Source organism: Ideonella sp. BN130291, assembly GCF_036231905.1.
Lineage (GTDB): Bacteria > Pseudomonadota > Gammaproteobacteria > Burkholderiales > Burkholderiaceae_C > CAMLIZ01.
On sequence record NZ_JAZARE010000011.1, the window covers coordinates 32,744 to 58,858 of the forward strand.

At 69.9% G+C, this 26,115-nt stretch carries 19 protein-coding genes; 3 read left to right on the forward strand and 16 right to left on the reverse strand.

All coding sequences use genetic code 11. The annotated features are described in order from the left end of the window. Positions 1 to 12: 12 nt before the first annotated feature. From VPH43_RS21660 to VPH43_RS21670, 3 genes are read right to left on the reverse strand one after another with little or no spacing between them, the layout of a single operon-like run. On the reverse strand, positions 13 to 1,527 hold the full coding sequence (locus tag VPH43_RS21660; RefSeq protein WP_328579842.1) for a sugar ABC transporter ATP-binding protein: 1,515 nt from the start codon (positions 1,525 to 1,527) through the stop codon (positions 13 to 15). Further along, complete coding sequence (locus VPH43_RS21665; RefSeq protein ID WP_328579843.1) at positions 1,524 to 2,396, reverse strand: amidohydrolase family protein; 873 nt, start codon at positions 2,394 to 2,396, stop codon at positions 1,524 to 1,526. The genes VPH43_RS21660 and VPH43_RS21665 overlap by 4 nt, the downstream gene beginning before the upstream one ends. A gap of 11 nt (positions 2,397 to 2,407) precedes the next feature. After that, complete coding sequence (locus VPH43_RS21670; protein ID WP_328579844.1) at positions 2,408 to 3,157, reverse strand: SDR family oxidoreductase; 750 nt, start codon at positions 3,155 to 3,157, stop codon at positions 2,408 to 2,410. A 120-nt stretch (positions 3,158 to 3,277) separates the two neighbouring features. Here VPH43_RS21670 and VPH43_RS21675 point away from each other — a divergent pair, with 120 nt between their 5' ends. Together VPH43_RS21675 and ybaL are read left to right on the forward strand one after the other, a co-directional pair. Continuing rightward, positions 3,278 to 4,042 carry an IclR family transcriptional regulator gene (locus VPH43_RS21675; protein WP_328579845.1) on the forward strand — a complete coding sequence of 255 codons (765 nt, stop codon included), beginning with the start codon at positions 3,278 to 3,280 and terminating at the stop codon, positions 4,040 to 4,042. Positions 4,043 to 4,103: 61 nt separating this feature from the next. After that, a complete protein-coding gene (gene ybaL, locus VPH43_RS21680; protein WP_328579846.1) occupies positions 4,104 to 5,804 on the forward strand; it encodes a YbaL family putative K(+) efflux transporter in 1,701 nt (566 codons plus the stop codon). 130 nt (positions 5,805 to 5,934) lie between these two features. Here ybaL and VPH43_RS21685 read toward each other — a convergent pair whose 3' ends face one another. Genes VPH43_RS21685 through VPH43_RS21695 form a run of 3 tightly spaced genes read right to left on the reverse strand, consistent with a single transcriptional unit; the run spans position 5,935 to position 9,285 of the window. Then, positions 5,935 to 6,912 carry a tripartite tricarboxylate transporter substrate binding protein gene (locus VPH43_RS21685; RefSeq protein ID WP_328579847.1) on the reverse strand — a complete coding sequence of 326 codons (978 nt, stop codon included), beginning with the start codon at positions 6,910 to 6,912 and terminating at the stop codon, positions 5,935 to 5,937. Positions 6,913 to 6,926: 14 nt separating this feature from the next. After that, positions 6,927 to 8,186: a glycerate kinase type-2 family protein gene (locus tag VPH43_RS21690; RefSeq protein WP_328579848.1), complete on the reverse strand. Its 1,260-nt coding sequence runs from the start codon at positions 8,184 to 8,186 to the stop codon at positions 6,927 to 6,929. Positions 8,187 to 8,202: 16 nt separating this feature from the next. Next, on the reverse strand, positions 8,203 to 9,285 hold the full coding sequence (locus VPH43_RS21695; protein ID WP_328579849.1) for a tartrate dehydrogenase: 1,083 nt from the start codon (positions 9,283 to 9,285) through the stop codon (positions 8,203 to 8,205). Positions 9,286 to 9,400: 115 nt separating this feature from the next. On the opposite strand from VPH43_RS21695, the gene VPH43_RS21700 reads away from it, so the two are divergent. Further along, the gene (locus VPH43_RS21700) at positions 9,401 to 10,354 is read left to right on the forward strand and encodes a LysR substrate-binding domain-containing protein (RefSeq protein ID WP_328579850.1); all 954 of its coding nucleotides are present in this window, start codon (positions 9,401 to 9,403) and stop codon (positions 10,352 to 10,354) included. Positions 10,355 to 10,416: 62 nt separating this feature from the next. Here VPH43_RS21700 and VPH43_RS21705 read toward each other — a convergent pair whose 3' ends face one another. The 10 genes from VPH43_RS21705 to VPH43_RS21750 form a co-directional block, all read right to left on the reverse strand. Then, positions 10,417 to 13,314, reverse strand: a complete 2,898-nt coding sequence (locus tag VPH43_RS21705; RefSeq protein WP_328579851.1) for a PAS domain S-box protein — start codon at positions 13,312 to 13,314, stop codon at positions 10,417 to 10,419. A 58-nt stretch (positions 13,315 to 13,372) separates the two neighbouring features. Next, positions 13,373 to 14,248 (reverse strand): ABC transporter substrate-binding protein, encoded by an 876-nt coding sequence (locus tag VPH43_RS21710; RefSeq protein WP_328579852.1) that lies wholly within the window; start codon positions 14,246 to 14,248, stop codon positions 13,373 to 13,375. Positions 14,249 to 14,480: 232 nt separating this feature from the next. Beyond that, on the reverse strand, positions 14,481 to 15,170 hold the full coding sequence (locus tag VPH43_RS21715; protein WP_328579853.1) for an ABC transporter substrate-binding protein: 690 nt from the start codon (positions 15,168 to 15,170) through the stop codon (positions 14,481 to 14,483). A 145-nt stretch (positions 15,171 to 15,315) separates the two neighbouring features. Continuing rightward, positions 15,316 to 16,851 carry an alpha-N-arabinofuranosidase gene (locus tag VPH43_RS21720; protein ID WP_328579854.1) on the reverse strand — a complete coding sequence of 512 codons (1,536 nt, stop codon included), beginning with the start codon at positions 16,849 to 16,851 and terminating at the stop codon, positions 15,316 to 15,318. Positions 16,852 to 16,886: 35 nt separating this feature from the next. Further along, positions 16,887 to 18,257: an alpha-L-fucosidase gene (locus VPH43_RS21725; protein WP_328579855.1), complete on the reverse strand. Its 1,371-nt coding sequence runs from the start codon at positions 18,255 to 18,257 to the stop codon at positions 16,887 to 16,889. Continuing rightward, positions 18,257 to 19,465, reverse strand: coding sequence for a glycoside hydrolase family 27 protein (locus VPH43_RS21730; protein ID WP_328579856.1), 1,209 nt, complete (start codon positions 19,463 to 19,465; stop codon positions 18,257 to 18,259). The genes VPH43_RS21725 and VPH43_RS21730 overlap by 1 nt, the downstream gene beginning before the upstream one ends. Positions 19,466 to 19,510: 45 nt before the next feature. Beyond that, complete coding sequence (locus VPH43_RS21735; protein WP_328579857.1) at positions 19,511 to 20,821, reverse strand: serine hydrolase domain-containing protein; 1,311 nt, start codon at positions 20,819 to 20,821, stop codon at positions 19,511 to 19,513. 75 nt (positions 20,822 to 20,896) lie between these two features. Then, positions 20,897 to 22,852 carry a sialate O-acetylesterase gene (locus VPH43_RS21740; protein WP_328579858.1) on the reverse strand — a complete coding sequence of 652 codons (1,956 nt, stop codon included), beginning with the start codon at positions 22,850 to 22,852 and terminating at the stop codon, positions 20,897 to 20,899. Between the two features lie 19 nt (positions 22,853 to 22,871). Beyond that, the gene (locus tag VPH43_RS21745; protein ID WP_328579859.1) at positions 22,872 to 23,222 is read right to left on the reverse strand and encodes a DUF5110 domain-containing protein; all 351 of its coding nucleotides are present in this window, start codon (positions 23,220 to 23,222) and stop codon (positions 22,872 to 22,874) included. 177 nt (positions 23,223 to 23,399) lie between these two features. Further along, complete coding sequence (locus tag VPH43_RS21750; protein WP_328579860.1) at positions 23,400 to 25,724, reverse strand: VPS10 domain-containing protein; 2,325 nt, start codon at positions 25,722 to 25,724, stop codon at positions 23,400 to 23,402. Positions 25,725 to 26,115 lie beyond the last annotated feature (391 nt).

A 26,115-nucleotide genomic window follows, 5' to 3' on the forward strand; every position in this document is an offset into this window, starting at 1 on the left:
TCGTGGTGTCTTTCATGGCTGCAGCACCGCCTCGCGCCGTGTGGCGAGCTGCATGATGCTTTCCTGCGTGGCCTCGGCGGCGGCCAGCTCGCCAGTGACCCGGCCCTCGCACATCACCAGCACCCGGTGCGACAGGCGCAGCACCTCCGGCAGCTCCGACGAGATCACCACGATCGCCTTGCCCTCGCTCGCCAGCTGGGTGAGCAGGCGGTAGATCTCGGCCTTGGCGCCCACGTCGATGCCGCGCGTGGGCTCGTCGAAGAACAGGATGTCGCAGTCGCGCAGCAGCCACTTGGCCACCACCACCTTCTGCTGGTTGCCGCCGGAGAGCAGCCGCACCGGCTGCTGGACCGATGGTGTGCGGATGCCCAGCCGGCGCACATAACCTTCGGCCGTGCTGCGCATCGCAGCGGCATCCAGCCACAACCCGGCGCGCACGAAGCTCGGCATCGCAGTGAGCGCGATGTTGGTCTCCACGTCCATGCCGGTGGCCAGGCCGAAGTGCTTGCGGTCCTCCGACAGGTAGCCGATGCCGTGCGCCACCGCCTGCTGCGGCGAGCGGATGCCCACGCGCTTGCCGTGCACCCGGATCTCGCCGCTGTCGATGGGGTCGGCGCCGAACACGGCGCGCGCCACCTCGGTGCGGCCGGCGCCCATGAGGCCGGCGAAGCCCAGGATCTCGCCGCGGCGCAGGCTGAAGCTCACGTCCTTGAGCACGCCGCGCCGGTTCAGGTGCCGCACCTCCAGCACCACCGGGTGGGCCGAGGTGTCGGGCACCACGCGGTCCCAGGCGTCCAGCGTGCGGCCCACCATCATGCGGACGATCTCGTCGGTGCTGGTGCCGGCCATGGGCACGGTGGCGATGCTGCGGCCGTCGCGCATCACGGTCACGCGGTCGGCGATCTGCTGCAGCTCGTCCATCTTGTGCGAGATGTAGACGATGCCCACGCCCTCGCCGCGCAGCTGGCGCAGGACGCGGAACAGGTCTGCCACCTCCTGCGTGTTCAGCGCCGCGGTGGGCTCGTCCATGATCAGCACGCGCGACTGGTGCGACAGCGCCTTGGCAATCTCCACCATCTGCTGGCGCGCCACGGTGAGATCGCCCACCCGCACGCGCGGGTCGAGCTGGAGGTTCAGGCGCTCGAAGAGGGCCCGCGCGCCGGCGTTGAGCCGGTCTTCGTCCAGCCACAGCCCGCCCAGGCGGCGTGGCTCGCGGCCGATGAAGATGTTCTGCGCCGCGGACAGGTGCGGCATCAGGTTGAGTTCCTGGTGCACGATGCCGATGCCCAGCGCCTGCGCGGCGCGCGGCGAGGGGATGTCCACCGGCTGGCCGTCGAGCTCGATCGTGCCGGCATCGCGCGCGTGGATGCCGGCCAGGACTTTCATCAGCGTGGACTTGCCCGCGCCGTTTTCGCCCATCAGCGCATGCACCTCGCCGGCCTGCAGCTCGAAGCTCACCTGCTCCAGCGCGCGCACGCCGGCGAAGGCCTTGGAGAGCTGGGTCACGCGCACCAGCGGGGCGGTCATCGCGTTTCCAGGCCGTAGAAACGGCGCGCGGTGCCGTGCAGCACCTGCTCCCGCTCGGTGGGCGACAGCTGGGCCAGCAGCAGGTCGCTGGCCGCCACCCAGGTGTCGTAGCCGGCTGCCAAGGTGAGCACCGGCCAGTCGCTGCCCCACATCAGGCGCGAGGGACCGAATGCCTCCAGCAGCGTGTGCCACACCGGCCACAGGCTGGCCGCGATGCGCTCGGGCGAAGTGCAGTCCTGCGGCGCCATCTCGGTGACCAGGCCCGACAGCTTGCAGCACAGGCCGGGGTGCTGCGCCAGGCGCTTCATGCCATCGCGCCAGGCCTGCAATGCCCACTCGTTGCCGGGTTGCGCCAGTGGCGGCTTGGCGGCATGGTCCACCACCACCGGCAGCTCGGGCCACTGCGCCAGAAAGTGAAGCAAGCCGGGCAGGTGAGGGGGCTTCACCAGTGCATCGAAGCGCAGGCCCAGGCCCAGCAGCGCCTGCACCACCGCAGGATGCGGTGCGGTTGCGATCCACTGCACGTCGTCCAGGTCCTGCAGCATCGGCCGCACGCCCTTGAACCTGGCATGGCGCGCCAGGCGCTGCAGCACGTCCACCGAAGCGGGCTGCGCCAGATCCACCCAGCCGACCACGCCGCCGATGAACGCCTGCTCGTCGGCCAGCGACAGCATGAACTCGGTCTCCGCCACGCTGTCGGCCGCCTGCACCAGCACGGTCTGCGTGATGCCGTGGCGCTGCAGCAGCGGCTGCAGGTCGGCCGGCTCGAAATCGCGCAGCAGCGGCGCGAGCGCAGGCGCATCGGGCGTGAGCCAGCGGTAGTCGCCGCGGGCGCGGCGCCAGAAGTGCTGGTGGGCGTCGATGCGCATGCGCGGCAGGCTCAGATCGTGACGCCGCCGTCCACCGACAGCGCCTGGCCGGTGACGAAGCGCGACTCGTCGCTCAGCAGGTACACCACCATCGGCGTGATGTCGTCCACCGTCGCCAGACGGCCCATGGGCTGGCGCGCGATGAAGTTCTTTTCCGCCTGCACCGGGTCGGGTGCGTTGGCGATACGCCCGCGCAGCGAGGGCGTGTCCACGGTGCCGGGGCACAGCGCATTGCAGCGCAGGCCGCGCGCCACGAAGTCGGCCGCGATCGATTTGGTGAGGCCGATCACCGCCGCCTTGGTGGCACCATACACAAAGCGGTTCGGAAAACCCTTGATCGACGACGCCATCGAGGCCATGTTCAGGATGGACGGCGCGCTGCCCTGCGCCGCCTTGTCCAGCATGCCGGGCAGGAAGGCCCGCGTCACCCGGTACATGCTCTTCACGTTGAGGTCGAAGCTGAAGTCCCAGGCCGCTTCGTCGCAGCCCAGGATGGAGCCTTCGTGCACGAAGCCCGCGCAGTTGAACAGCCCGTCCAGCGGCGGCAGCTGCGCCGCCAGCGCCGCGATGGCCGCGCCGTCTCGCACGTCGAGCACGGCGGTTTGCACCTGCGGCGCTTCGCTCGCCAGTGTTTCCAGCAGTGCGGGCTGCACATCGGTGGCGATCACGCGGGCGCCTTCCCAGGCGCAGGCGAGGGCGCTGGCCCGGCCGATGCCCTGGCCGGCGGCGGTGATCAGGAGGGTTTTGCCTTGCAGACGCATTGGGGAATCTGTTTATGGATGAACAACATGTTCATTAGTAGACTGAAGTCTGACTCAGACCCGCAGGCCTGGAACTAGGGCTTGCCCTGATTCGTGAGCGACCACCGAGGGCGACCTGCGATGAACGACACCGCCGACAAGTACCGAGCGCCGGCCCTGGACAAGGGGCTGGACATCCTGGAGCTGCTGGCCGAACAGCCCGCCGGCCTGACCCGTGGCGAGATCGTGAAGGCCATGGGCCGCAGCCCGAGCGAGATCTACCGCATGCTGGAGCGCCTGGTGGCGCGGCACTACGTGGCGCGGTCACCCGAAGGCGACCGCTATGCGCTCAGCCTCAAGCTCTTCATCCTCGGCCACCGGCATCCGCCCATCCAGCGCCTGGTGAGCCGGGCACTGCCGGCGATGGACCTGTTCGCCAAGGGTGCGGAGCAGTCCTGCCACTTGAGCGTGTACGACCGGGGCAACTTGATCGTGGTGGCCCATGCCGGGGGGCCCAACAACTGGGGCATGTCGATCCGCGTGGGCGTGACCGTCAACCTGATGGACACCGCCTCCGGCCATGTGCTGCTGGCGTTCCAGACCCCCGAGCGGCGGGCCGAGATGCTGGCCGAGCACGAAACCCTGGAAGGCGAAGTCGCCATTCCCGAGGCCGAGCTCGAGCAGATGCTGGACGAGGTGCGGCGGCAGGGCCACTGGCAGGGCGACAGCCGGCAGTGCTTTGGCGTGACCGACATCTCGCTGCCCATCCTCGGGCCGCACGGCGAGGCGATCGCCGCCCTCACCTGTCCGTTCATCCGCCGCATCGACCGGCATGTGGGCGCGAGCGTGGACCAGGCCCGGGCGCTGTTGCAGGCGGCGGCCGCCGGGCTGTCGTTGTGCGGGTAGGCGAGGGCTTGGGTACGCTCGGTCCCGGCGACTCCTCGCCGCGCAGCAAAGGGACGAAGCAGTGCACCATGCCGTGAGCCTTATCACCATCCTGGCAGCGGGTTTCGGCCTGGCGCTGGTCCTGGGCTTCATCGCCGCCCGACTGAAGCTGCCCGCGTTGGTGGGCTACCTGCTCGCCGGCATCGCGATCGGGCCCGCCACACCGGGCTTCGTGGGCGACATGGCCATCGCCTCGCAGCTGGCCGAAATCGGCGTCATGCTGCTGATGTTCGGTGTCGGGCTGCACTTCTCGATCGATGACCTGCTGGCGGTGCGCAGGATCGCACTGCCGGGTGCGGTGGTCCAGATGGGCGTGGCCACGGCATTGGGCCTGGGCGTTGCCAGCGCCTGGGGCTGGTCCCTGGGCGAGGCGCTGGTGTTCGGCGTGTCGCTGTCCGTGGCCAGCACCGTGGTGCTGCTGAAGGCGCTGGAAAGCCGCGGCCTGGTGGAAACCGCCGATGGCAGGATCGCCGTCGGCTGGCTGGTGGTGGAGGACCTGGCGATGGTGCTGGTGCTCGTGCTGCTGCCGGCGGTGGCGCCGGCATTGGGCGGCAAGGCGTCGGCCTCCGCGCATGGCACCGGCCTCACCATCCTCATCACGCTGGCGGAAGTGGCCGGGTTCCTCGCCTTCATGCTGGTGGTGGGGCGGCGCCTGTTCCCCTGGGTGCTGTGGCAGGTGGCGAAGACCGGATCGCGCGAGCTGTTCACGCTGTGCGTGGTGTCGGCCGCGGTGAGCATCGCGTACGGCTCCTCGGCGCTGTTCGGCGTGTCGTTTGCGCTGGGCGCCTTCTTCGCCGGCATGGTGCTGCGGGAGTCGGAGTTCAGCCAGCGCGCCGCGGAGCAGACCCTGCCGCTGCAGGACGCTTTTGCAGTGCTCTTCTTCGTGTCGGTCGGCATGCTGTTCGATCCCCAGGTGCTGGTCGATGAGCCGCTGCATGTGCTGGCCACGGTGGCGGTGATCGTGGTGGGCAAGTCGCTGGCCGCGGTGATGCTGGTGCTGCTGCTGAAGTACCCGGTGAGGACAGCCTTGGTGGTTGCCGCCAGCCTGGCGCAGGTGGGCGAGTTTTCCTTCATCCTCGCGGGGCTGGGCATGTCGCTGGGCCTGCTGCCCCAGGAAGGGCAGAGCCTGATCCTGGCGGGCGCGCTGATCTCCATCGCACTGAACCCGATCGTTTTTGCTGCCCTGGGCCCGGTGCAGCGCTGGCTGCAGCGGCGCCCCGGCCTGGCGGCGCGGCTGGAGGCGGCGCTCAACCCCCTGGCGGAGCTGCCGGTGCACACGGAGGGCAAGTACCTCGCGAACCAGGTGGTGCTGGTGGGATGGGGCCGCGTGGGCAAACAGATCGCCCAAACCCTGGCGGACAAGGGCGTTCCCTTCGTCGTGGCCGAGGCGAACCGCGAGTGGGTTCAGCAGCTGCGCGACAGCGGCGTGCCTGCCGTGTGGGGCGACGCGACTGAGCCGGAGGTGCTCATCCAGGCCCACATCCGCGACGCCACCGCACTGGTCATCGCCACGCCGGAAACCGTGCAGGTCAGGCGCATGGTGGACACGGCGCGAACCCTGAACCCCAGCATCGAGGTGGTGGTGCGCAGCCACAACCTCGAGGAGGCGAGCCTGCTGTCGCAGGAGGGGGCCGGGACGGTGTTCGTGGGCGAGAGCGAGCTCGCCAAGTCGATGGCGAGGTTCGTGCTCGAGGTCGTGCACGCCAGGAGTGGCACCCGTTGACCGGGCCGGGCCGCTGCCAGGGCGGCTTGTGCGGCAAACGCGCGCGATGCAGCTGGCACTGATGCCGCGCACCGCGATTCGCAGCGGCAGTAGCGGGTGCGCTGGCGCTGGCCTGGGTGCTGGCCTCGGCTCACTCCAGCGTCACCTTCGCATCCTTCACCAGCTTGGCATACCGTGCCGTGTCGGCCGCGATACGCCGGCCCATGTCCGCGGCCGAATTGCCGATGGGCTCGGCGCCGATCTCCAGCATGCGCTGGCGGAAGTCGGCCGTCTGGATGATCTTCACCATCTCGGTGTTCAGCCGCGCCACGACCTCCTTGGGCGTGGCGGCCGGCGCCAGCACGCCGAACCAGGTGCCCAGGTCGAATCCCTTGAGGCCTGCCTCTTCGAGCGTGGGCACATGGGGCAGTGTGGAGGAGCGCTTGGCCGTGGTCACGGCCAGGGCCTTCAGCTTGCCCGCCTTGATGTGCGGTAGCACCGGCGTGAGCGTATCGAACGACATGTTGAGCTGGCCCCCGATCAGGTCGGTGGTCAGCGGGCCGCTGCCCTTGTAGGGCACGTGCACGAGCTCGATGCCGGTCATCGCCGCCACCTGCGTGCCGATGAGGTGCTGCGCGGTGCCCATGCCGTTGGAGCCGTAGGTCATGGGCGCCTTGGCGGCCTTGGCCAGGGCCACCATCGACTTCACGTCGTTGGCCGGCGCGTCGGCGCTCACCGTCCAGACGTTGGGCACCAGGGCCACCATCGTGATGGGCGCAAAGTCCTTTTCGAAGCCGTAGGGCAGCTTCTTGTACACGCTGGTGGCGATGGTGTGGTGCACCGCGCCCATCAGCAGCGTGTAGCCGTCGGGCCTGGCCTTGGCCACGATGTCGGCGCCCAGGGTGGCGCCCGCACCGGGCTTGTTCTCGATCACCACCGGCTGGCCGAGCGCAGCCTGCAACTTCTCGCCCAGCGCGCGGGCCAGCACGTCGGTCGTGCCGCCGGGTGGGAAGGGCACCACCAGCGTGATGGGCTTGGCCGGCCACTCCTGCGCCGCCGCCCAGGGTGTGGCGAACGCCGCGGCAAAGGCGAGCACGAGGGCACGGCGGGTCGAGCGTGGGCATTTCATGGTGGTGTCTCCTGTCATGCGATGTAGATCGCCCTGAAGTCGTTCACGTTGGTCAGCGTGGGACCGCTGATCACCGAGTCGTCCAGGGCCTGGAAAAAAGCGTGGCCGTCGTTGTCGTCGAGCATGCGGCGTGGGTCCAGGCCTTGTGCGCGGGCGCGGGCCAGGCTGTCGGGCGCAAGCAGCGCACCGGCAATCTCCTCCAGCCCGTCGATGCCGTCGGTGTCGCCCGCGATGGCGTGCACGTTGGGTTCGCCCTGCAGCGCGAGGGCCAGCGAGAGCAGGAATTCGACGTTGCGGCCGCCCCGGCCGCGGCCACGCAGGGTGACCGTGGTTTCGCCGCCGGACAGCAGCACGCAGGGCCGCTTGAACGGCTCGCCCCGGCGCGCCACCTGCCGGGCGATGGCTGCCAGGCAACGGCCCACGTCGCGCGCCTCGCCCTCGATCGCGTCGCCGAGGATGTGGGCCTGCATCCCGGCCCGGCGCGCCACCTCGGCGGCCGCGTCCAGCGCCTGCTGCGGCGTGGCCACCAGGTGCGTCTGCACGCGTCGCAGTCGCGGGTCCGCCGGCTTGATGGTTTCGGCCGCGCCGCTTTCGAGCAGCGACCACGCGGCCCGCGGTACCTCGATGGCATGGCGGCGCAGGATGTCGAGCGCGTCCGCGCAGGTGGTCGCGTCGGCCACGGTGGGGCCGGAGGCGATGTCGGCCGGGTCGTCGCCCGGCACGTCGGAGATCAGCAGGTTGACCACGCGTGCGGGGTGGCAGGCCGCGGCCAGCCGGCCGCCGCGCAGGGCCGACAGGTGCCGGCGCACGCAGTTCATCTCGCCGATGCTCGCCCCGCTGGCCAGCAGCCGCCGGCTCAGGCTTTGTTCGTCGTGCAGCGCCAAGCCTTCGGCAGGCAACGGCAGCAGCGCCGAGCCACCGCCGGAAAACAGGCCCAGCACCAGGTCGTCTTCGCCCAGACCGCGCGCCAGCGCCATCAGGCGCCGTGCCGCCGCCTCGCCGGCGGCATCGGGCACCGGGTGGCCGGCTTCCACCACCTCGATGCGGCCGCAGCGCACGGCATGGCCGTGGCGGGTGACGACCAGGCCTTCCAGCGGCCCGGGCCAATGGGCCTCCACCGCCTGCGCCATCGCGGCCGACGCCTTGCCCGCGCCCATCACGATGGTGCGGGCCCGGGGCGGCGGCGGCAGGAACGGCGGCACCCGCAGCGCCGGCTGTGCGGCCGCCACCGCGGCGTCGAACATCGCCCGCAGCAGCCGGCGGGGGGAGCCCATGCTCACGCGATGGCCCTCACGCGGGCCGGCGGCGCGCGCCCACCAGCTCGCACACCGCCTGCGTCACCTGCGCCGTGGTGGCCTGGCCCCCCAGGTCGCCGGTGTGCAGGGCGGGGTTGGCGGTCGCCTGCTCGATGGCGGACATCACCGCGCCGGCGGCCTCGTGCTCGCCCAGGTGCTCCAGCAGCATCACCACCGACCAGAAGGTGCCGATCGGGTTGGCCACGCCCTTGCCCATGATGTCGAAGGCCGAGCCGTGGATGGGCTCGAACATCGAGGGGTAGCGGCGCTCCGGGTCAATGTTGCCGGTGGGCGCGATGCCCAGGCTGCCGGCCAGCGCGGCAGCCAGGTCGCTCAGGATGTCGGCATGCAGGTTGGTGGCGACGATGGTGTCCAGCGTGGCCGGCTTGTTGACCATGCGGGCGGTCATCGCATCGACCAGCTCCTTGTCCCAGCGCACGTCGGGGAACTCGCGTGCCACCTCGGCGGCGATCTGGTCCCACATCACCATCGCGTGGCGCTGCGCGTTGCTCTTGGTCACCACCGTCAGCTGCTTGCGCGGGCGGGCCTGCGCCAGGCGGAACGCGAAGCGCAGGATGCGCTCCACGCCCACGCGGGTCATGATGCTCACGTCGGTGGCGGTCTCGATCGGGTGACCCTGGTGCACCCGGCCGCCCACGCCGGAGTACTCGCCCTCGGAGTTCTCGCGCACGATCACCCAGTTCAGGTCCTCGGCGCGGCAGCGCTTCAGCGGCGCGTCGATGCCGGGCAGGATGCGCGTGGGCCGCACGTTGGCGTACTGGTCGAAGCCCTGGCAGATCTTCAGGCGCAGGCCCCACAGCGTGATGTGGTCCGGGATGTGCGGGTCGCCGGCCGAGCCGAACAGGATGGCGTCCTTGCCGCGCAGCGCATCCAGCCCGTCCTCCGGCATCATGGTGCCGTGCTCGCGGTAGTGGTCGCCGCCCCAGTCGAAGTTCTCGAACTCGAAGCGAAAGCGGTCGTTGCTCGCCGCCACGGCCTGCAGCAGCTGCTGGCCGGCCGGCACCACCTCCTTGCCGATGCCGTCGCCCGGGATGGTGGCGATGGAGTAGGTCTTCATGCTGGTCGCTCCGCAAAGAATCAATCGATGGGCGGACTGTAGGAACGCGACGCCCGCTTGCGGCACGCTCGGGCTCAACCCATCATTCACCTGAAGCTAACAATCGAGCCGACCCATGGCGAAAGCGATCCAGCCCACAGACCTGCGGTTCTTCTCCGTGCTGGCCGCTGCGGGCAGCCTGAGCGCGGCCGCGCGCGAACTCGGCATCACCACGCCGGCGGTCAGCAAGCACCTGGCGCAGATCGAATCGCGCCTGGGCCTGTCGCTGGTGAACCGCACCACGCGCCGCATGGGCCTCACGCCCGAGGGCGAGCTGTACCTGGAGCATGCGCGCCGCATCCTGGCCGAGATCGACGACATGGAGCAGTTGCTCGGCGTCTCGAAGGAAACGCCCAAGGGCCTGCTGCGCGTGAACGCCACTCTCGGCTTCGGCCGCAGCCACGTCGGGCCGCTGATCTCGCGCTTCGTGCGCAAGCACCCCGATGTGCAGGTGCAGCTGCAGCTGTCGGTGGACCCGCCGCCGATCTCGGAGGATGCATACGACGTGTGCGTGCGGTTCGGCCAGCCGCCGGACTCACGCATCGTGGCCCGCCTGCTCGCGCCCAACCGGCGCCTGCTGTGCGCGAGCCCGGCCTACCTGCGCAAGCACGGCACGCCGCGCGGGCCGCATGAGCTGGCGCGCCACAACTGCATCGGTATCCGGCAGGGGGAGCAGGCGTACGGCGTCTGGCAACTGTCCACCGGCCGCGGGCGGCATGCGAGCACCGAAACGATCAAGACGCGCGGCAACCTCACCACCAACGACGGTGAGATCGCCGTCAGCTGGGCGCTGGACGGCCTGGGCATCCTGATGCGCGCGCAATGGGACATCGAGCGCTACCTGCGCAACGGCCGCCTGGTGCAGGTGCTGCCGCAGTACGACACGCCGGACGCCGACATCTACGCGGTGTACCCGCAACGGCACCAGCGTGCCGCCAGGGTGCGGGCGTTCGTCGACTTCCTCGCCGCGTCCTTCGCGCAGCAGGTGGACGCCGCCCACCTGTGCCGGCCTCGTTTTTCCGGCGTGTAGGCGCTTTTTGTCCAAGCGGACACACAGGCCCGATCAGGCGCCGGTCAGGGCGCCGCGCAGCTTCATGAGCGCGCGTTGGCCGGTGGCGTGGGCGGGCCGGCAGCCTGGGCGGAGCGGGGGCCGAAGCGCCAGTCCAGCCGCAGCAGCGCGCCGATTTCGGCCAGCAGCTGGTCCAGGTTCACCGGTTTGGGCAGATAGGCGCTGGCGCCACCTGCCAGGATGTCCTGACGTTCGGTGTTGGTCGCGTTGGCCGACACCACGATGATCGGCACGCCGCTGCACTGCGGCAGCTGGCGCAGGCGATGGGTGGCCTCGCGGCCGCCCATGACGGGCATGGCCGAGTCCATGAGGATCAGGTCCGGCGGCGCAGCCTGGGCGCGCTCCAACCCCGCCTGGCCGTTGTCCGCCTCGGTCACCTCGAACCCCAGCGGCGCCAGGAACTCCGTGATGGTGGCGCGATTGGCCGCGTTGTCGTCCACCACCAGCACCTTGCAGCGCGACCCCAGGTAGCCGGTGATGGCCTGGCCCGGCGGGCCCGGGGCGGCGATACCCGGTGCGCGGGCGGGTGCCACCGGCAGCGCCAGCTCGAACCAGAATCGGCTCCCCCGGCCCGGCTGGCTGTCGACATGGATGTCGCCGCCCATCAGCAGCACCAGCTGCCGACTGATGGCCAGCCCCAGGCCACTGCCGTGCGCACGCCGTGTCGCGTCGCCCACCTGCTCGAAGCGCATGAAGATGGCGGCCACCGCTTCCGGCGCGATGCCCACGCCGCTGTCCTCGACCTCGAAGCGCAGGCGCACCTGTGCGTCGGCCCGCCCCATGGCACGCACGCGCAGCGTCACGTGGCCCTGGTCGGTGAACTTGACCGCGTTGTTCAGCAGGTTCAGCAGCACCTGGCGCAAGCGCTTGGCGTCGAAACAGGCGGCGCCCGGCAGCCCGGCGGGAAGGTCGACCACGAAGCGCAGGCCTTTGTCGACCGCCTTCACGCGGATGATCTCGGCCGTCAGGTCCAGGAACGCGCGCAGTTCGACCGGCTCCGGCAGCAGCTCGAGCTTGCCCGCTTCCACCTTTGCCAGGTCGAGCACGTCGTCGATCAGCGCCAGCAGGTGCTCGCCGCTCTTCTCGATGGTGCCCAGGCCTCGCCGCTGGCGCTCATTGAGGCCGTCATCGCGTTGGAGGAGCTGCGCGAAACCGAGCACGGCGTTCAGCGGCGTGCGCAACTCGTGGCTCATGTTGGCCAGGAACGCGCTCTTGGCCTGGTTGGCCACGTCGGCCAGCTCCTTCGCCCGGGTGAGCTCGGCGGTGCGCTCGGCCACCAGCTCTTCCAGGCGCTCGTGGCTGCGCTTGAGCTCGGCCTCGGCCAGCTTGCGCGCGGTGACGTCGCTGGCAAAGGTCTCGATGAAGACCGGTCGGCCCGCCTCGTCGCGCACCAGCCGCGCGCTGAACGAGGCCCACAAGGTCTGGCCCTTGGCATGGCGCAGTTTCAGCTCCTGGTTGGAAATCGCCCCGTAGGCCACCAGGGTGGACAGGATGCGCTCGCGGTCCTCGGGGTGCGCATAGACCTGGTTTGCCAGGTCGGTCACCTTGCGCAGCACCTCGTCCACGCTGTCGTAGCCGAGCATGCGCGCACCGGCCGGGTTGGCGCTGAGCACCCGCCCCTCCATCGAGACGCGGAAGATGCCTTCCAACGCACCCTCGACGATGCTGCGGTACTTCTCTTCGCTGCGGCGCAGCGCCTCTTCCGCGCGTTTGCGTTCGGTGATGTCGGTGGAGATGCCGCACACCGCGTAGACCCTGCCGCTGCCGTCGCGCAGAGGGAACTTCACCGAGACGAAGGTGTGCGGGCCATCGTCCAGCGGCACCAGTTCCTCGGCCTGCTGCGCCGCGCCCGCGGCCAGCACCTTGCGGTCGACGGCCTGGTAGGCCGCGGCCCGCTCGGCCGGATAGAGATCGACATCGGTCCTGCCTTCGATGGCCAGCGCGTCGACGTGGTGCAGTTGCCCGTACCGGCGGTTCACCATGAGGTAGCGCCCTTGCAGGTCCTTCAGGTAGACGACCGCCGGCGAGTTGTCGATGATGGAGCGCAGGCGCTGCTCGCTGCTGCGCAGGGCGTCCTCCGCGCTCCGGCGCTCGGCGTTCTCCTGCCGCAGGTGCTCGTAGAGCGCCGCGTTCTTTGCGATCGAGGCGCGCAGGCCTTCCACCATCGAATTGATCTTGCTCGCCAGCAGGTGCAGCTCATGGCGGCCGGAATCCTCCAGCACGAAAGGCTTGCCGCCCAGGTTGTCGATGTTCAGCCTGCCCACGAACTCGCTCAGCTGCTGCAGCGGGCGCCCCAGCCAGCGGCGGACGACGTAGAGGAAGATGAACCACAGCGCCAGCGTCTTGAGGACCGCGTTCACCAGGATCAGGACGAAGGCGTACTTCACCTGGTTCACGACGACCTGGCGGTTGGAAAACACGGTCCACCGGCCGATCACGCGCTGGGTGCCGTGCTCGTCCGTGTAGAGGATGGGGTACTCGCGGCTCAGCGGCTCGTCGAAAAGGCCCTGCTTCTGCGCCACTGGGGAAAGGCGCCCGTCTGACGCGGCGCTCAGGCGGCGACCCTGCGCGTCGCGCAGCAGGCCCTGCGCATGCACCAGGGCGCCGTTCTCGTCGTCGATCCTCACGCCCTGGACGATCGGGATCTCCTTGATCCCGGAGGCGATCCCGCGCAGCACCTCCGTGTTGTAGTTCCACATCGCGTCGGAGAGGGCGCGGCCGAAGGTCTGCTGCATGGCCTGGATCTCTTCCACCACGCGGTCTTCGGTGTTGCGGTATTCCAGCGCCAGCTGGAGGCAGGTGACGACGACCGCCACCGCGAGATAGGCGCCGAAGATGATGCGCAGCAGCCGAGCGGCGATCGAATCCCGCAGCCCTACCGCCGAATCGGCTGCGTCATCGTGCGGGGCAGGGGTGGCCAAGGCGCACCTCCGGGCGGTCGTTCACGAGTGAGCCGGACCGGCTGGCTGCCTGCACGGCTCACTCTGCGCTGAGGAACTTGGTGTCGTACAGGCGGCGAATCTCGCGCACGCCCTCGTCGTCCTGCCACAGCTCCATGATCTTGCGGTAGCGCGCCTTCGGCCGTTCCTCCCGGAGGATGGCATTCACATCGCCGATCACCTGCCGGCCCGGCGCGGTGTCCGCGCACATCACCCGGCCCAGCACGGCCTCGGTCATTTCCGCAAAGGGCAGGCCGACCAGCTCACCGTCGTGGCCGAGCTTGCGCGCCGTGTAGGTGGCAAACACCGGGTACACATACAGGTAGTCGATGCGCCCGGCCAGCAGCATGCGAAGCGCATCGGTGTCGTCGGCATGCGAGGGCGGCTGGTAGCGGGCCAGCAGCGCCTCGATGGCGGGCCCGAACGCTACGCCGCGGCCGAAGCTCGTCTGCATCGAGCCATTGGCGAGCAAGGCGTCGAGGGACAGCTCGCCAAAGGCGCTGAAGCGCGGCAGATCCTTCTTCCGGACGATGATGCGGCGCGGCAGCGAGAGCTGCGCCGGGATCGAGAAGACGGCAAACTCCTCCAGCGCCGCGCTGCGCGGGCTGCCGACAAAACACCAGAGGTCGCCCTTGCGCATCTCGTTCTGGATGCGCGGAAACGTGGCGACGACCGTCTGGTGGTCGAAGCGGACAAGCCGCTCCTGGAGCAGCAGCTGGATCTGGTCGCGGATGCCCTGGCCCTTGTCCGGCCCGTCCACGATCTGGTTGGGCGCGGCATGGGGCACGCCCCAGGTGATCCGGTCCTTGGCGAGCGCGCTGTTGGCCAGGGCCGCCGCCATGCACAGCGCCACGGCGACGCAGCGCAACAGCCGTCGCCGGCGCGGCAGGCGTGTGAAGGGGGTGGTTGGAACCATGCTGTGGCGACACCAGGTGCTTGCACCGGCGGGCGGGGCGCCACTTCGACTGCGCGGGCGCCCGAGGCTGACCGCTGCCACTGGGCAGTATGCGCGCCGGCATGGGCACCTGCAAGAGGGCCGGCCAGGGGTTGGCCCCTGGCTCCCATACCATTCATCGCCAGCTCCTTCGCCTTCATGGAAGTAGCGCTTGACCCATGGCAAACAGCCCGGACCTCGACCGCTTTGACGTTCAATTGCTGGACGCGCTGCAGCGTGACTGCCACAGCCCTGCCGAGGTGCTCGGCCAGCAGGTGGGCCCCTGGTCGAGCGTTCGCGCGAGACCCTCCACACCCGGCTGCGCCACCAGGGCATGCTGCCTTCCCTTGTTTGCACCGCGCGCGCATTCAAGGGCGGCCCCGACGGCAGATGCATGCCGCACCTTCCACTGGCCTGACCCTGCAATCGACCTGTCCGGCCGTGGCCGCGCGATGCTCATTGCCGGATGGGCCGGCAGTTCCTCGAGCGCAGGGTAGGGCGCCGAAAGACGAAGCACCACGGTGTTCGCAGGTTCGTCGGCGTCAAGGCTCTGCGACGTGCCATCGGCTCGAAGGGAACCGCCACGCTGCAGCAGACCTATGAGCGTGGGCCCGAGGATGGAAGGCGACCCTGGCTGCAGGTGCCTCGACAGTGAATGGACCACATCACGAGGCGTGACACGCCGGCCATCATCGAAGGAAGCGGGCAACAACGGAAGGCGCCACTCCAGGCCGTCGGCCGATATGTCAGGCAGGCGACTCAAACCCGGAGTGGGTGGATCGCTGAACCTGTTCTTTCTCAACAGCGTCTGGTACAGCGGCGCGATGAACGCAAGCGCGGGCCGGTTCGCCGCCAGGGGGTCGAGTTGAAAGTCGCCAGCCAGAAGACCGAGCCTGAGGATCATGGGAACGCCACACGGTGAGTTCAAAGACCCAGTGTCGATTCACCGCAGCGCCGCTGGGCGGCGTTCAAGGGCCGCAATGCGCCGCCTGGCGTCGATTTTCGGGGGATGGGCTGTCGCAGCCGGCCATCGCGAGGCATGCAGCCCTTCATCGCTGGAGACTGACGACCACCACCGACTTCGGCGGCAAGTCGAGTGCCAGCGGCGTGCCAGTGGCCCCGGCACCGTAGGGCACCGGCACCAAGGCGTTCGGTTGCCCAAAGGTGTTGTGCGCGTCCATGGCGGCTGCGGTGATCACCCGGCCGCGCGCCGCGCCAGTGAGGTTGGTCTGCACGCGCGCGCGGCGCTGCGGATCGAGGTTGACCAGCGCCAGCACCGTGCTGCCGTCGACCGCTCGCGCCACCGACGCGTCAACAGCCGGCAGTTCGACATCGCCTTCGTGCCACAGCGGCGCACTCAGCTGCGCTTTCAGCGGCGTGGCGCCGCGGAACGACTTGTAGAGATCGAACGCGTGGTAGGTGGGCGTGAGCACCATGCGCGGGCCGTCGGTGAGCGCCAGCGCCTGCAGCACGTTGACCATCTGCGCGATGTTGGCCATCTTCACGCGGTCGGTGTGGCGGTGGAAGGCATTGAACGACAGCGCCGCCACCAGCGCGTCGCGCAGCGAGTTCTGCTGCTGCAGGAAGCCGGGGGGAGAGCCGGGCTCGGGGTCGAACCAGGTGCCCCATTCATCCACGTACAGCGCGATGCGCTGCTTCGGGTCGTGCTTGTCCATCAGGCGGCTCACGGCCGCGATGCGCGGCTCGATCCCCATCGCGCTCTTCAGCGTCTTGGCCCACTCCTGTGCGTTGAAGCCGGTGGCGCTGCCATGCTTGGACCAATCGCCCGGCATCGTGTAGTAGTGCAGCGTCAGCGCGTCCATCTGCGGGCCGGAGCGCTCCATCAGCAGCTCGATCAGGTGGTCGTTGCCCTGGCCGTCGCCCGAGGCCACGCGCACCACCGGCGCGTGCAGGAAGGTCGAGTACTGGTTGTGCAGGTCGGCCTGGTACTCGGGCCGCATGTTGCCGCCGCAGCCCCAGCTCTCGTTGCCGACACCGAAGTACTTGACCTTCCAGGGCATGTCGCGGCCGTTGCCGCGGCGCTCCTCGGCCAGGGCCGACTTGCTATCGGAGGTGAGGTACTCCAGCCACTGCCCCATCGCGCGCGGCGGCATCGAGCCCATGTTGCCCGCGAGGTAGGCCTCGGCGCCGAGCTGTTCGGTCAGGTCCATGAACTCGTGCGTCCCCACACGGTTGGGCTCGACAACGTTGCCCCAGATCTTGTTCAGCCGCGCGGGGCGCTTGGCCGGGGCACCGATGCCGTCGCGCCAGTCGTAGTCGTCTGCGAAGCAGCCGCCGGGCCAGCGCACCACCGGCACGCCCAGCTTGCGCAGCGCCTGCACCACGTCGTTGCGCCAGCCGCGGGTGTTGGGGATCTTCGAATCGGTGCCCACCCACAGGCCGCCATAGATGCCGGTGCCCAGGTGCTCGGCGAAATGGCCGTAGACCTCCGGCTCGATGCGCGGGCCGGCCGCCTCGGCGCTCACGGTAAGGGTGGCCACGGCCGGCTCGGCTGCCGTGGTGGGCGTCACTGCGCCCGCGCACAAGGCCAGGGCAACGGTGGACAACAGCTGATGGGTCTTCATCTTGACTCCTGAGGGGTTTTCGGAGAGTGGTTTCATCAAGGTCTTGCTGAGGTGCGGAGTTCCAGCACCGTGACCGGCAGGCCGCGCTGCGGCGCGGGCACGGACACGGTGAGGCCGTGCGGCCCGTCGCGCCATGCCACTTCGTCGCCAGAGAGGTTGCGCACCCCGGTCACCTGCCGGGGCAACATAGGCAGCTGCAGTTCGCCAGCCGGCCAGCGCGTCACGAAGAGGTAGCAGCGGTCGCCGCGCTGCGTCATGCCGTGGACGCCATCGACCGGCTGCAGCGGCCCGGGCCGCGTGCCGTACACCGCCTGGCCGTAACGCTGCAGCCAGCGCCCGACGCCGCGCAGCGTCTCGCTCTGCTTGGGCGGTATCACGCCGTCGGCATCCGGGCCCACGTTGGCGAGCAGGTTGCCGTTGCGCACGATCGCATCGACCAGCATGGTCACCAAGAAGTCGGTGCTTTTCACCTGGCCTTCCGGCACGTAGCCCCAGGCACCATTGATCGAGAAGGTCTTCTCCCAGGGCCGTGCGCGGATCGGGCCCTTGATCGGGGCGTCGCCTTCCTCCACGTCGAAATCACCCTGCCAGCCCGAGCGCGGGTTGATCACCACCTTGGGCTGGTGGCGCCGCACGAGACGGTTGAGCTTGTCGGGCTCCCAGAACCAGGCGGCGTCGGCATCGGTGCCCTGGTGGGCCAGCCAGCCGCCGTCGTACCAGAGGATGTCGATGCGGCCGTACTCGCGCATCAGCTCCTCGACCTGGCCGTAGGTCTGCTGCTTGAAGGCGCTCGCGTTCTCCGGCATGTCCTTGGGGTGGAAGTAGGCCGGGAAGCGCCAGTCCAGCGGCGAGTAGTACAGGCCCACGCGCAGGCCCTGCCGGCGCACCGCCTGCACCCAGGGCGCGACGAGGTCGCGCTTCGCCGCCGAATGCGGCGCATCGAACTGGCCGTGGCTGGCCCTGCTGGCGAACAGCGAGAAGCCGTCGTGGTGGCGGGCGGTGAGCACCATGTAGCGCGCGCCGGCGTCCTGCGCCAGCGCGGCCCAGGCGTCGGGGTCGTAGTGCTGCGGATTGAACTGCTGTGCGAGCTTGGCGTACTCGGCCGCCGGCACCTTGTCGTTGAACATGTGCCACTCGCCCTTGGCGGGAATGGCGTACAGCCCCCAGTGCACGAAGACGCCGAACTTGGCGTCGCGCCACCAGGCCATGTCCTGCGCGGGCAGCAGCAGGTCGGGGGCGAGCGTCGGGTCGGCGGTGGATGGCTTGAGGGCCGAGCGCAGCTCGTCGCTGACCGGCTCCGCGGCCCGCGCCGCGCCGGCCAGCAGGCAGCCGGCGACCGCCAGGGCCGAGAGTCGGCAGGCGGCCTTCATCGCAGCGCCCATGCGGCCCGGGCGCATGATCGCCATCAGAGCACCGGCGTGATGCGCAGCATGATCACGCCGTGCGGGGCGACCTTGCCGCCGTAGCTGCCGATGACGTTCTTCGTGAGCTTCTTGCTCCACAGGTCCTTCACGTCGGCCTTCTGGCCCGCGGGGAGCCTGAGCAGGTCCCAACCCACTTTCATGTCGGCGGGTGTCTTGCCACGGTTGAACAACACCACCGCCTGCTCGCCGCCCTTGAGCGCGCGCACCCAGATCTCGAGGTCGCCTTCCTTCAGGATGCGCCGCCCTTGCTGGCCCAGCGGGTCCTGGTCGATGGCGATGACGTCGGCATTGGTCAGGATGCGGCGCGTGTCGGCGTCCATCCTCGACAGGTCGTTGCCGGCGATCAGCGGGGCGGCCAGCATGGCCCACAGCGAGAAGTGCGCCTCGTACTCGGTCGTCGTCATGCCGCCGTTGCCGACTTCCAGCATGTCCGGGTCGTTCCAGGCGTTGGGTGCCGAGGGGCGCTCGCGCTCGGCCTGCATGTCGAGGATGTTCGTCATGCCGTGCGACCATTCCTTCTTGCCTTCCCAGGCGTCATAGATGTCGCCGGTGGTGCGCCACAGGTGGCCGACCGTCGGGCCCCAGCGCTCGGGATGGTCGGTGCCCCATTCGCAGATCGACAGCACGATGTCGCGGCCGGACTCGCGCAGCGCCTTGGCCATGATGGTGTAGGCGGCCTCGGCGTTGCGGGTGCCGGTGTGGCACCAGTCGTACTTGAGGTAATCCACGCCCCACCTGGCGTACTGGCGCGCGTCCTGGAACTCGTGGCCGGCGCTGCCGGGGCGGCCGCCGCAGGTGAGCGAGCCGGCGTCGGAATAGAGCCCGAACTTCAGCCCCTTGGAATGCACGTAGTCGGCCAGCGCCTTGATGCCGCTGGGGAAGCGCTCGGGGTCGGCCTGGATGTTGCCGTCGGCATCGCGGCTCTTCTGCCAGCAGTCGTCGATGACGACGTACTGATAGCCGGCGGCCTTCATGCCCGAAGCTGCCATCGCCTCGGCCTGCTGGCGGACCAGCTGCTCGCTGACGTTGCAGCCGAACTTGTTCCACGAGTTCCAGCCCATCGGCGGCGTGGGCGCCACGTTCGGCTTGGGCGCGTCGAGCTTGAGGGTCTCATGGGCCTGGGCGGGCGCGGCGGCGATGACGCCGAGCAGGGCGACGGCGTAAACGGCGCGTCGGAACAGCGAATGCATGAAAGGTCCTCTGGAAAGAAGGGCGTGGAACGGAAAGGGCGTGGTTCAGCGCGGCGCGTCGTCCAGCGCTGCGTAGTAGCTGTTGATGAACCGCGCGATCACGTCGTCCTGGTTGTAGGGCAGGTGCTGGAGCAGCAGCAATGCGACGGTGCGTTCCCGCGGGTCGACCTGCACGAAGGTCGTGGCTGCGCCTTCCCAGCCGAAGGCGCCGGGCGAGCCGAGGGTGAAGCCGTCGCCGGGGTCGTTGAGCACCCGCACGCCAAGGCCGAAGCCCTGGCCCGGTGCGCCGAACGGATGCGGATCGGCGAGGTGCTTCAGGTGGTCGGCGGTCATCAGCGCCACCGTCTTGCGGCCGAGGATGCGAACCCCATTGAGCTGCCCGCCGTCGAGCAGCATCTGGGCGAAGCGCAGGTAGTCGGCTGCCGTCGAGTACAGGCCACCGCCGCCGCTCAGGATGCCGTGGCCGGGGCCCGCTTCGTTGGCGTTGGCCCATCCGCTCGGCACCAGCCGGCCCTGGTCGTCGCGCTCGTAGACGGTGGCCAGGCGCGCAAGCTTTTCCTTCGGTACCCAGAAGCCGGTGTCCACCATGCCGAGCGGGCCGAAGATGCGCTCGCGCAGGTATGCGTCCAGACGCTGGCCAGAGGCCTTCTCGACGATGGCGCCCAGGATGTCGGTGCTGACGCCGTAGCGATAGCGCGTGCCGGGCTGCTCGTGGAGCGGCACGGTTGCCAGGCGCGCGATGAAGTCATCCAGGTTGGCCGCCTTCCACAGCCTGGCGCGCTGCATCAGCGCCGCGGGCAGGGCGTCGGCGGACCAGGGTTCGTCGTAGTAGTAGCCGGAGGTGTGGGTGAGCAGGTCGCGGATCGTGACCGGCCGCCGCGCGGGCTCCAGCCGCGGAGCATCCGCGGCACCGCCCACCACGACCTGCCTGTCCTTCAGCGCAGGCAGGTACTTCTCCACCGGATCGTCCAGCTTCAGGCGCCCATCCTCCAGCAGCGTGAGCACGGCCACCGAGGTCACGATCTTGGACATCGAGAAGATGCGGACGATGGAGTCCTTCTTCAGCGGCGCCCGGCTGTCGATGTTCTGCCAGCCGTGCGCGCGCCAGTCGACGATCTTGCCGTCGCGCGCGATCAGCACGATGCAGCCGGAGTACCGGCCGGCAGCGACCTCGCTTGCGATGCGGCGATGCAGCACTTCCAGCCGCTGCGCTGAAAAGCCGGCCGCTTGGGGCGCCACCGTTGGCAATGGGGCTGGCGCCGGGTCGCCGGCGTGTACCTGGGTCAGGGCCTGCAGCAGCAGCGCGCCGAGCGCGGCCAGGGATTTGCGCAGGCGGCCAGTGGGGGACGATGTCATGCGGGCTCCTCGGGGCGCCCGCGCCAAAGTGACGAGTCGGGTGATGGCGTGCATACGCGGGGACCTTTCGCGCGATCAGCGTCCGTACCGCCGCCCGGCCGATTCCAGCGGCCAGTCGTCGGTGCGCAGCGGCGCCAGCGGCAGGCCGTCGCCGCCGACGATGTTGGCTTCGCTGGGGTTGTTGACCCAGGCGTAGCGGGCGGCCACCGGCACCAGCACCGCAGGGCTGCGCAGCACGATGGAGTCGCCCTCGAAGCGCGCCTCCGCAGGCACCCAGCGGCGGTCGGCGCCGGCCAGGTAGAAGCCGCGCAGCGGCTCGCCGGCACGCGCGGTGCGCAGGCCGCCGGCGGTGTCGCCGAAGCGCAGGCGGAGCTCGCCGCCCTTCGCCTCATGGCCCAGCAGGCGCGGGCCGCCGGCCGGCGCGGCGCGCAGGCCCAGCTCGTGCAGCGCCAGCGCGGCCAGGCGCTGGCCGACGGTGCGCTTGTTGCGCGGGTGGATGTCGACCGCGTCGCCCACGTCGATGGCCGTGGCCATGCCGGTGTGGGGCAGCGCCAGGGCCGCGGCCTGGCTGGCGCGCAGCTCGGCCCAGCCGTTGCCGTCGGGTCGGTTGTCGGCCAGCGGGGACCAGGCGGCCAGCTGCACGAAGAGGAAGGGCATGTTCGGGTCGCCGAACTGGTGGCGCCAGTCTTGGATCAGGCGCTTGAAACTCTCGGCGTAGGCGGCCGCGCGGCCCGCGTTTTCCTCGCCCTGGTACCAGAGCACGCCGCGCACGGACAGCCCCTGCAGCGGCGCGATCAGGCCGTTGTGGCCCAGAGTCGGCGCGTCGTTTGCCACGGGGCCGGACGCGGCGGTGATCTGCTCGACGCGCGCCCGCCAGGCGCCGGCCAGGGAGACGCTGCCGGCGGCGGTGTCCAGGCGGAGGTCGGCTGCCTCGCCATGAAAGCCGCCGCCACCGCCGGTGTCGGTGACGCGCACGGCGAGCCAGTTGGCGCCCGCGCGCAGCAGGCCGGCGGGCAGCGCGTAGCGGCGCGGCAGCTCCCAGCCGCACTGGCCGCCGACACGCTGGCCGTTGACCCAGGTCTCGTCGCAGTCGTCCACCTTGGCCAGGTGCAGCTCGGCCGCACCGGCGGCCTGGGCGGCGCTGAGTTCGATGCGCTTGCGCATCCACACGACGCCGTCGAGGTCGGCCAGGCCCTGGGCTTCCCACAGGCCCGGCGCCTTCAGCGTCGGCCAGTTGGCGTCGATGTGGTCGCGCGCGGCGGCCCAGCCGCCCGCGTCCGCGCCCTGCACCGGCAGGCCCGGCTGCCAGGCGGCAACGCGACCTTGCACGCGCTGGCGCAGCCCGTTGCTGAAGAGTGCGTTCTCGGCCGGCAGCGCGCGCACCGCGGGCGCGAGGTCGGGGTCCTGCAGCGCCGCGTCGCGCCGTACCCAGGTCTCCAGCATCGAGCCGCCCCAGGCGGTGTTGATCAGGCCGATCGGCACGCCCTGCACCGCCTGCATCTGCTTGGCGAAGTGGTAGCCGACGGCGCTGAACTCCCCCACCTTGCCGGGCTCGGCCACCACCCAGGGCGCCGGCGCGATCTCGGCCTCGGGCTTCACGCTTGCGCGCAGCGGCACGCGCAGGTGGCGCAGCTGCGCGTTCTGCGGCGTCGCCACTTCCTGCGGGCCGGTGTCGGTCTGTGCCAGCGGCCACTCCATGTTGGACTGGCCGCCCAGCAGCCACACGTCCCCGATCAGCACATCGTTCAGCTCGACGGTCTGGTCGCCCATGACGCGCAGGCGGTGCGGACCGCCGGCCGGAAGCTCGGGCAGCTGCACGCGCCAGCGGCCATCGGCGCCCACGCGGGTGCTGGCCTTGCGGCCGGCGAACTCGACGCTCAGGGTCTGGCCGGGCGTGGCCTGGCCCCAGAACTGCAGCGGGCGATCGCGCTGCAGCACCATGTGGTCGCCGAACACGGTGGCCAGGCGCACTTCGGCGTGAGCGGTTGCGGCCAGCAGGGTCAGCAAAACGGGGAGGGTGGTCTTCTTCATCGGTTTTTCCGGTCTCTTGTCATCGGGAGCGGAAGTGCAGCGCGAGTGCGCGGCCTTCGTATTGCAATGTGCGGGTCTGTTCAGCCTCGCCCGGGGACGCCATCACGCGCACGCGCACCTGGCGCCGCGCGGCCATGCCCGGATAGCGCCCCTGCCGCGTGCCGATATGCAGCCTGCGCTGCGCATCGTCCCAGCGCAACGCTGTGGTGGCGCGTTCGCCGCGCTCGTAGGCGTAGGTCTCGCCGTCGTTCTCGTAGAGCGTGAAGCGGCCGTCGGCGCCGGGGTAGATGCGGATCTCACACGGCGCATCGGCGTGCTCGCCGGTGTGCTGCACCACCGGGCCCAGCGGCACGAGAGAACCGGCGCGCACGAACAGCGAAAACTCGTCCAGCGCATAGTCGCGCGCCGCGCTGCGGCCGCCGGCTTCGGCCAGCCCGCCAGCGCGGCCAGGACGCCGCCCACCGCAGCGCGCACGAAACCGCGCCGGCCCGGTGCTTCGGGCGAGGTCGTAGTGGTCATGTGATGCGTCGGGCGGGAGGGCAAGGTTTCAGTTGCTGTACAGCAACCCTCGGCCGGTGCCGCTGACGTAGATGCGGCCGTACACGTTCTGGTCGGCCGCCATCACGCCGATGCCGCCGAACTGGTGGGCCTCGTCGTTGAAGCGGGTCCAGGTAGCGCCGCCATCGTCGGAGCGGTACACGCCCCACACGCCGTTGACCGTGCCCACCACGTACACCGCGGCCGAGTAGACCGCGCCGGCCTTGGCCTTGCCCAGCGCCACCGCGCTGACGCCCTGCGTGCCGTTGCCCGACGCGAAGTTGCCGAGCTTGGTCCAGGTGGCGCCCGAATCGCTCGAGCGGTAGACGGTGTTGCCGTCGGCCAGCCAGAGGTCGCCGTCGGCGTTGGGGTTGACCGCGATCGAGGTGGCCCACCAGGCGTTGGGCGCCAGGTTGGCCGCCTCCGAGCCAGCGCTCAGCGTGAAGCTGTGGCCACCATCGGTGGACACGTACACCTTGCCTGCCGTGCCCCAGGACGCGCCGCCCGAATCGTAGGCATACACCTTGTTCGGGTTCTTGCGGTCCGCGACCAGGCGATAGCCGCGGCTCCAGCCCTGGGCGACGCTGGGCAGCGCAGGGAGGTTGGTGGCCGTCCAGCTGGCGCCGTTGTCGGTGGTGTAGTAGGGCACCGAGTCGGAAGGCGCCCATACCGCCTTGTTGCGCGCGGTGACCGCAATGCTCGACGGGCCTTCGGTGTGGGTCGCCCCGCCGGGGGGCAGGGTGGCGAACGTCGCCCAGGTCTTGCCGCCGTCGCCCGACCAGTAGCCGGTGCCGGCCCCGTTCGAATTGATCCGGCCGATGCCGGCGATGTAGTTCGGATCGGCCCAGGAGATGTCGGCGCTGTTGGCGTTGCTCCAACCCGTGCCGGGGTTCAGCGTGGGGGCCTTGGTGAGGTCGGTGTGGACCCAGGCGCCGACGTCGCCGGAGCTGTTGACCAGCAGGTAGGGCGCGCCGGCCGGCGGCGTGACGAGGGACTGGACGGCGATCTCCTCGATGCCCTCGATGGTGCCGTTCCAGGTGGGCGTGAGCGAGGAGGCATTCTGGGTCTCGACGACGCCACCGCCGTGCACGTGCAGGATGTGCTCGCGGTTGGACGGATCGATCTCGACGTCATCGACCCAGCCGGAGGCGATGTCGCCAGGCATCGTCGCTTCGATCTCGCGCCAGTTCAGGCCGCCGTCGTCGGACAGCTGCACGATCTGCTGGCCGCTGAAGTTGCCCCAGGTGTTGCTGACGCCCAATGCAATGCGGGTGGTCGCGCCGCTGCCCGAGACCGACAGGCCGCCGAGGCCGGGGTTCGTCCACTGCGTCGGGTCGACGCTCTTGAGCAAGGTCCAGTTGCCGCCATCGAACTTGTAGAGGCGCCCAGGACCGCCGGCGCCCGGCCCGGCGTCCTTCGTGAAGACGACGTAGAAGACGCCGTCGGCAGCGCGCACCATGTGGGGGATGTGCATGCCGGAGACCGGGGTCGCCACCGGGCTCCACGAGGCGCCGGCGTCGGTGGACTTGTACAGGCTCGAGCTGAGGCCGGCCGCGCCGACGTAGTCCGGATTGATCGCGGCATAGAGGGTCTGGGTGGCCGTGCCGCTGCCCTTGGTGCCGGTGTCGAAGACGACCAGGCCCACGCCCATGCCGCTGCCGCCTGCGGCCTTGATCTGGTCGGCACTCAGCTTCACCGATGACAGCGCAGTGACCTGGGCCCAGGTGCGGCCCGAGTCGGTGCTCTTCCACAGGCCGGCCTCGCGGGAGCCGTAGAACAGCGTCGAGGGCTTGTTCGGATCGACCACCATGCGCTCGCCGATGGCGCGGCCGGCGTTGTTGCCGCCCAGCGCAAAAGGCAGGCTCACAAAGGTCCAGGTGTCGCCGCGGTCACTGGAGATGTACAGGCGGCCGTTGCCTTCGAAGGTGTACATGCCGGTGGCCATGTACACCAGCTGGTCGTTGTTGGGATCGAGGGCGATGCTCTCGATGCCGTGGTACCTGCTCTCGGCGGCCCCGAAACCCAGGCCGTCGGTGATGGGAGTCCAGGACGAGGTGGGCGGGTTCCAGCGGTAGGCGCCGCCGATGTCGGTGCGGGCGTACAGCAGGTTGGCGGTGGTCGGGTGGTAGATGAGGCCGGTGACGTAGCCGCCGCCGCCGAACTTCACGCTCTTCCACGTGGTAGCGGTCGCGGTGCTGCCACCGCCGTCCACCGGGGGTGGGGGTGGCGGCGGCGTGCCGCCGCCGCTGCCGCCGCTGCCGCCGCCCCCACCGCAGCCCGCCACGAGCGTGGCGGCGACGAGGGAAAGAACGGTGAGCTGTCTGCTGTACTTCATGGGGGAAAACCGGGTTTCAGTTTGAATGTCGAGAGCGCTGCGGCGCCGGTCACGGGGCCGTCATACAGCACGTACGTCGCCAGCGCCTGGCCGCGCGTGGTTGCGTCTGCGGCATCACTGCGCGCAACTCGAAGCCCTGCGGCGTGGCGTTGCGGAAACCGCCGGGCGTGTAGTCCATCGGCCCGACCAGCATGCGGGTGCGCCGTGAAGGTCCAGCAGCAGGTGACGCCTGGCTGTCGCCTCGGCCATGCGCTGGTAGAACATGACCATCTCGGCAGCCTTGGTTCACGATGATCGTCCGGTGGCGATATAGCGCTATATCAGCGTGAACGGATAATAGTTCGACGGTCGAATAAATTGGCTCAGGAAAACACCTATTCAGGCGTCCGCG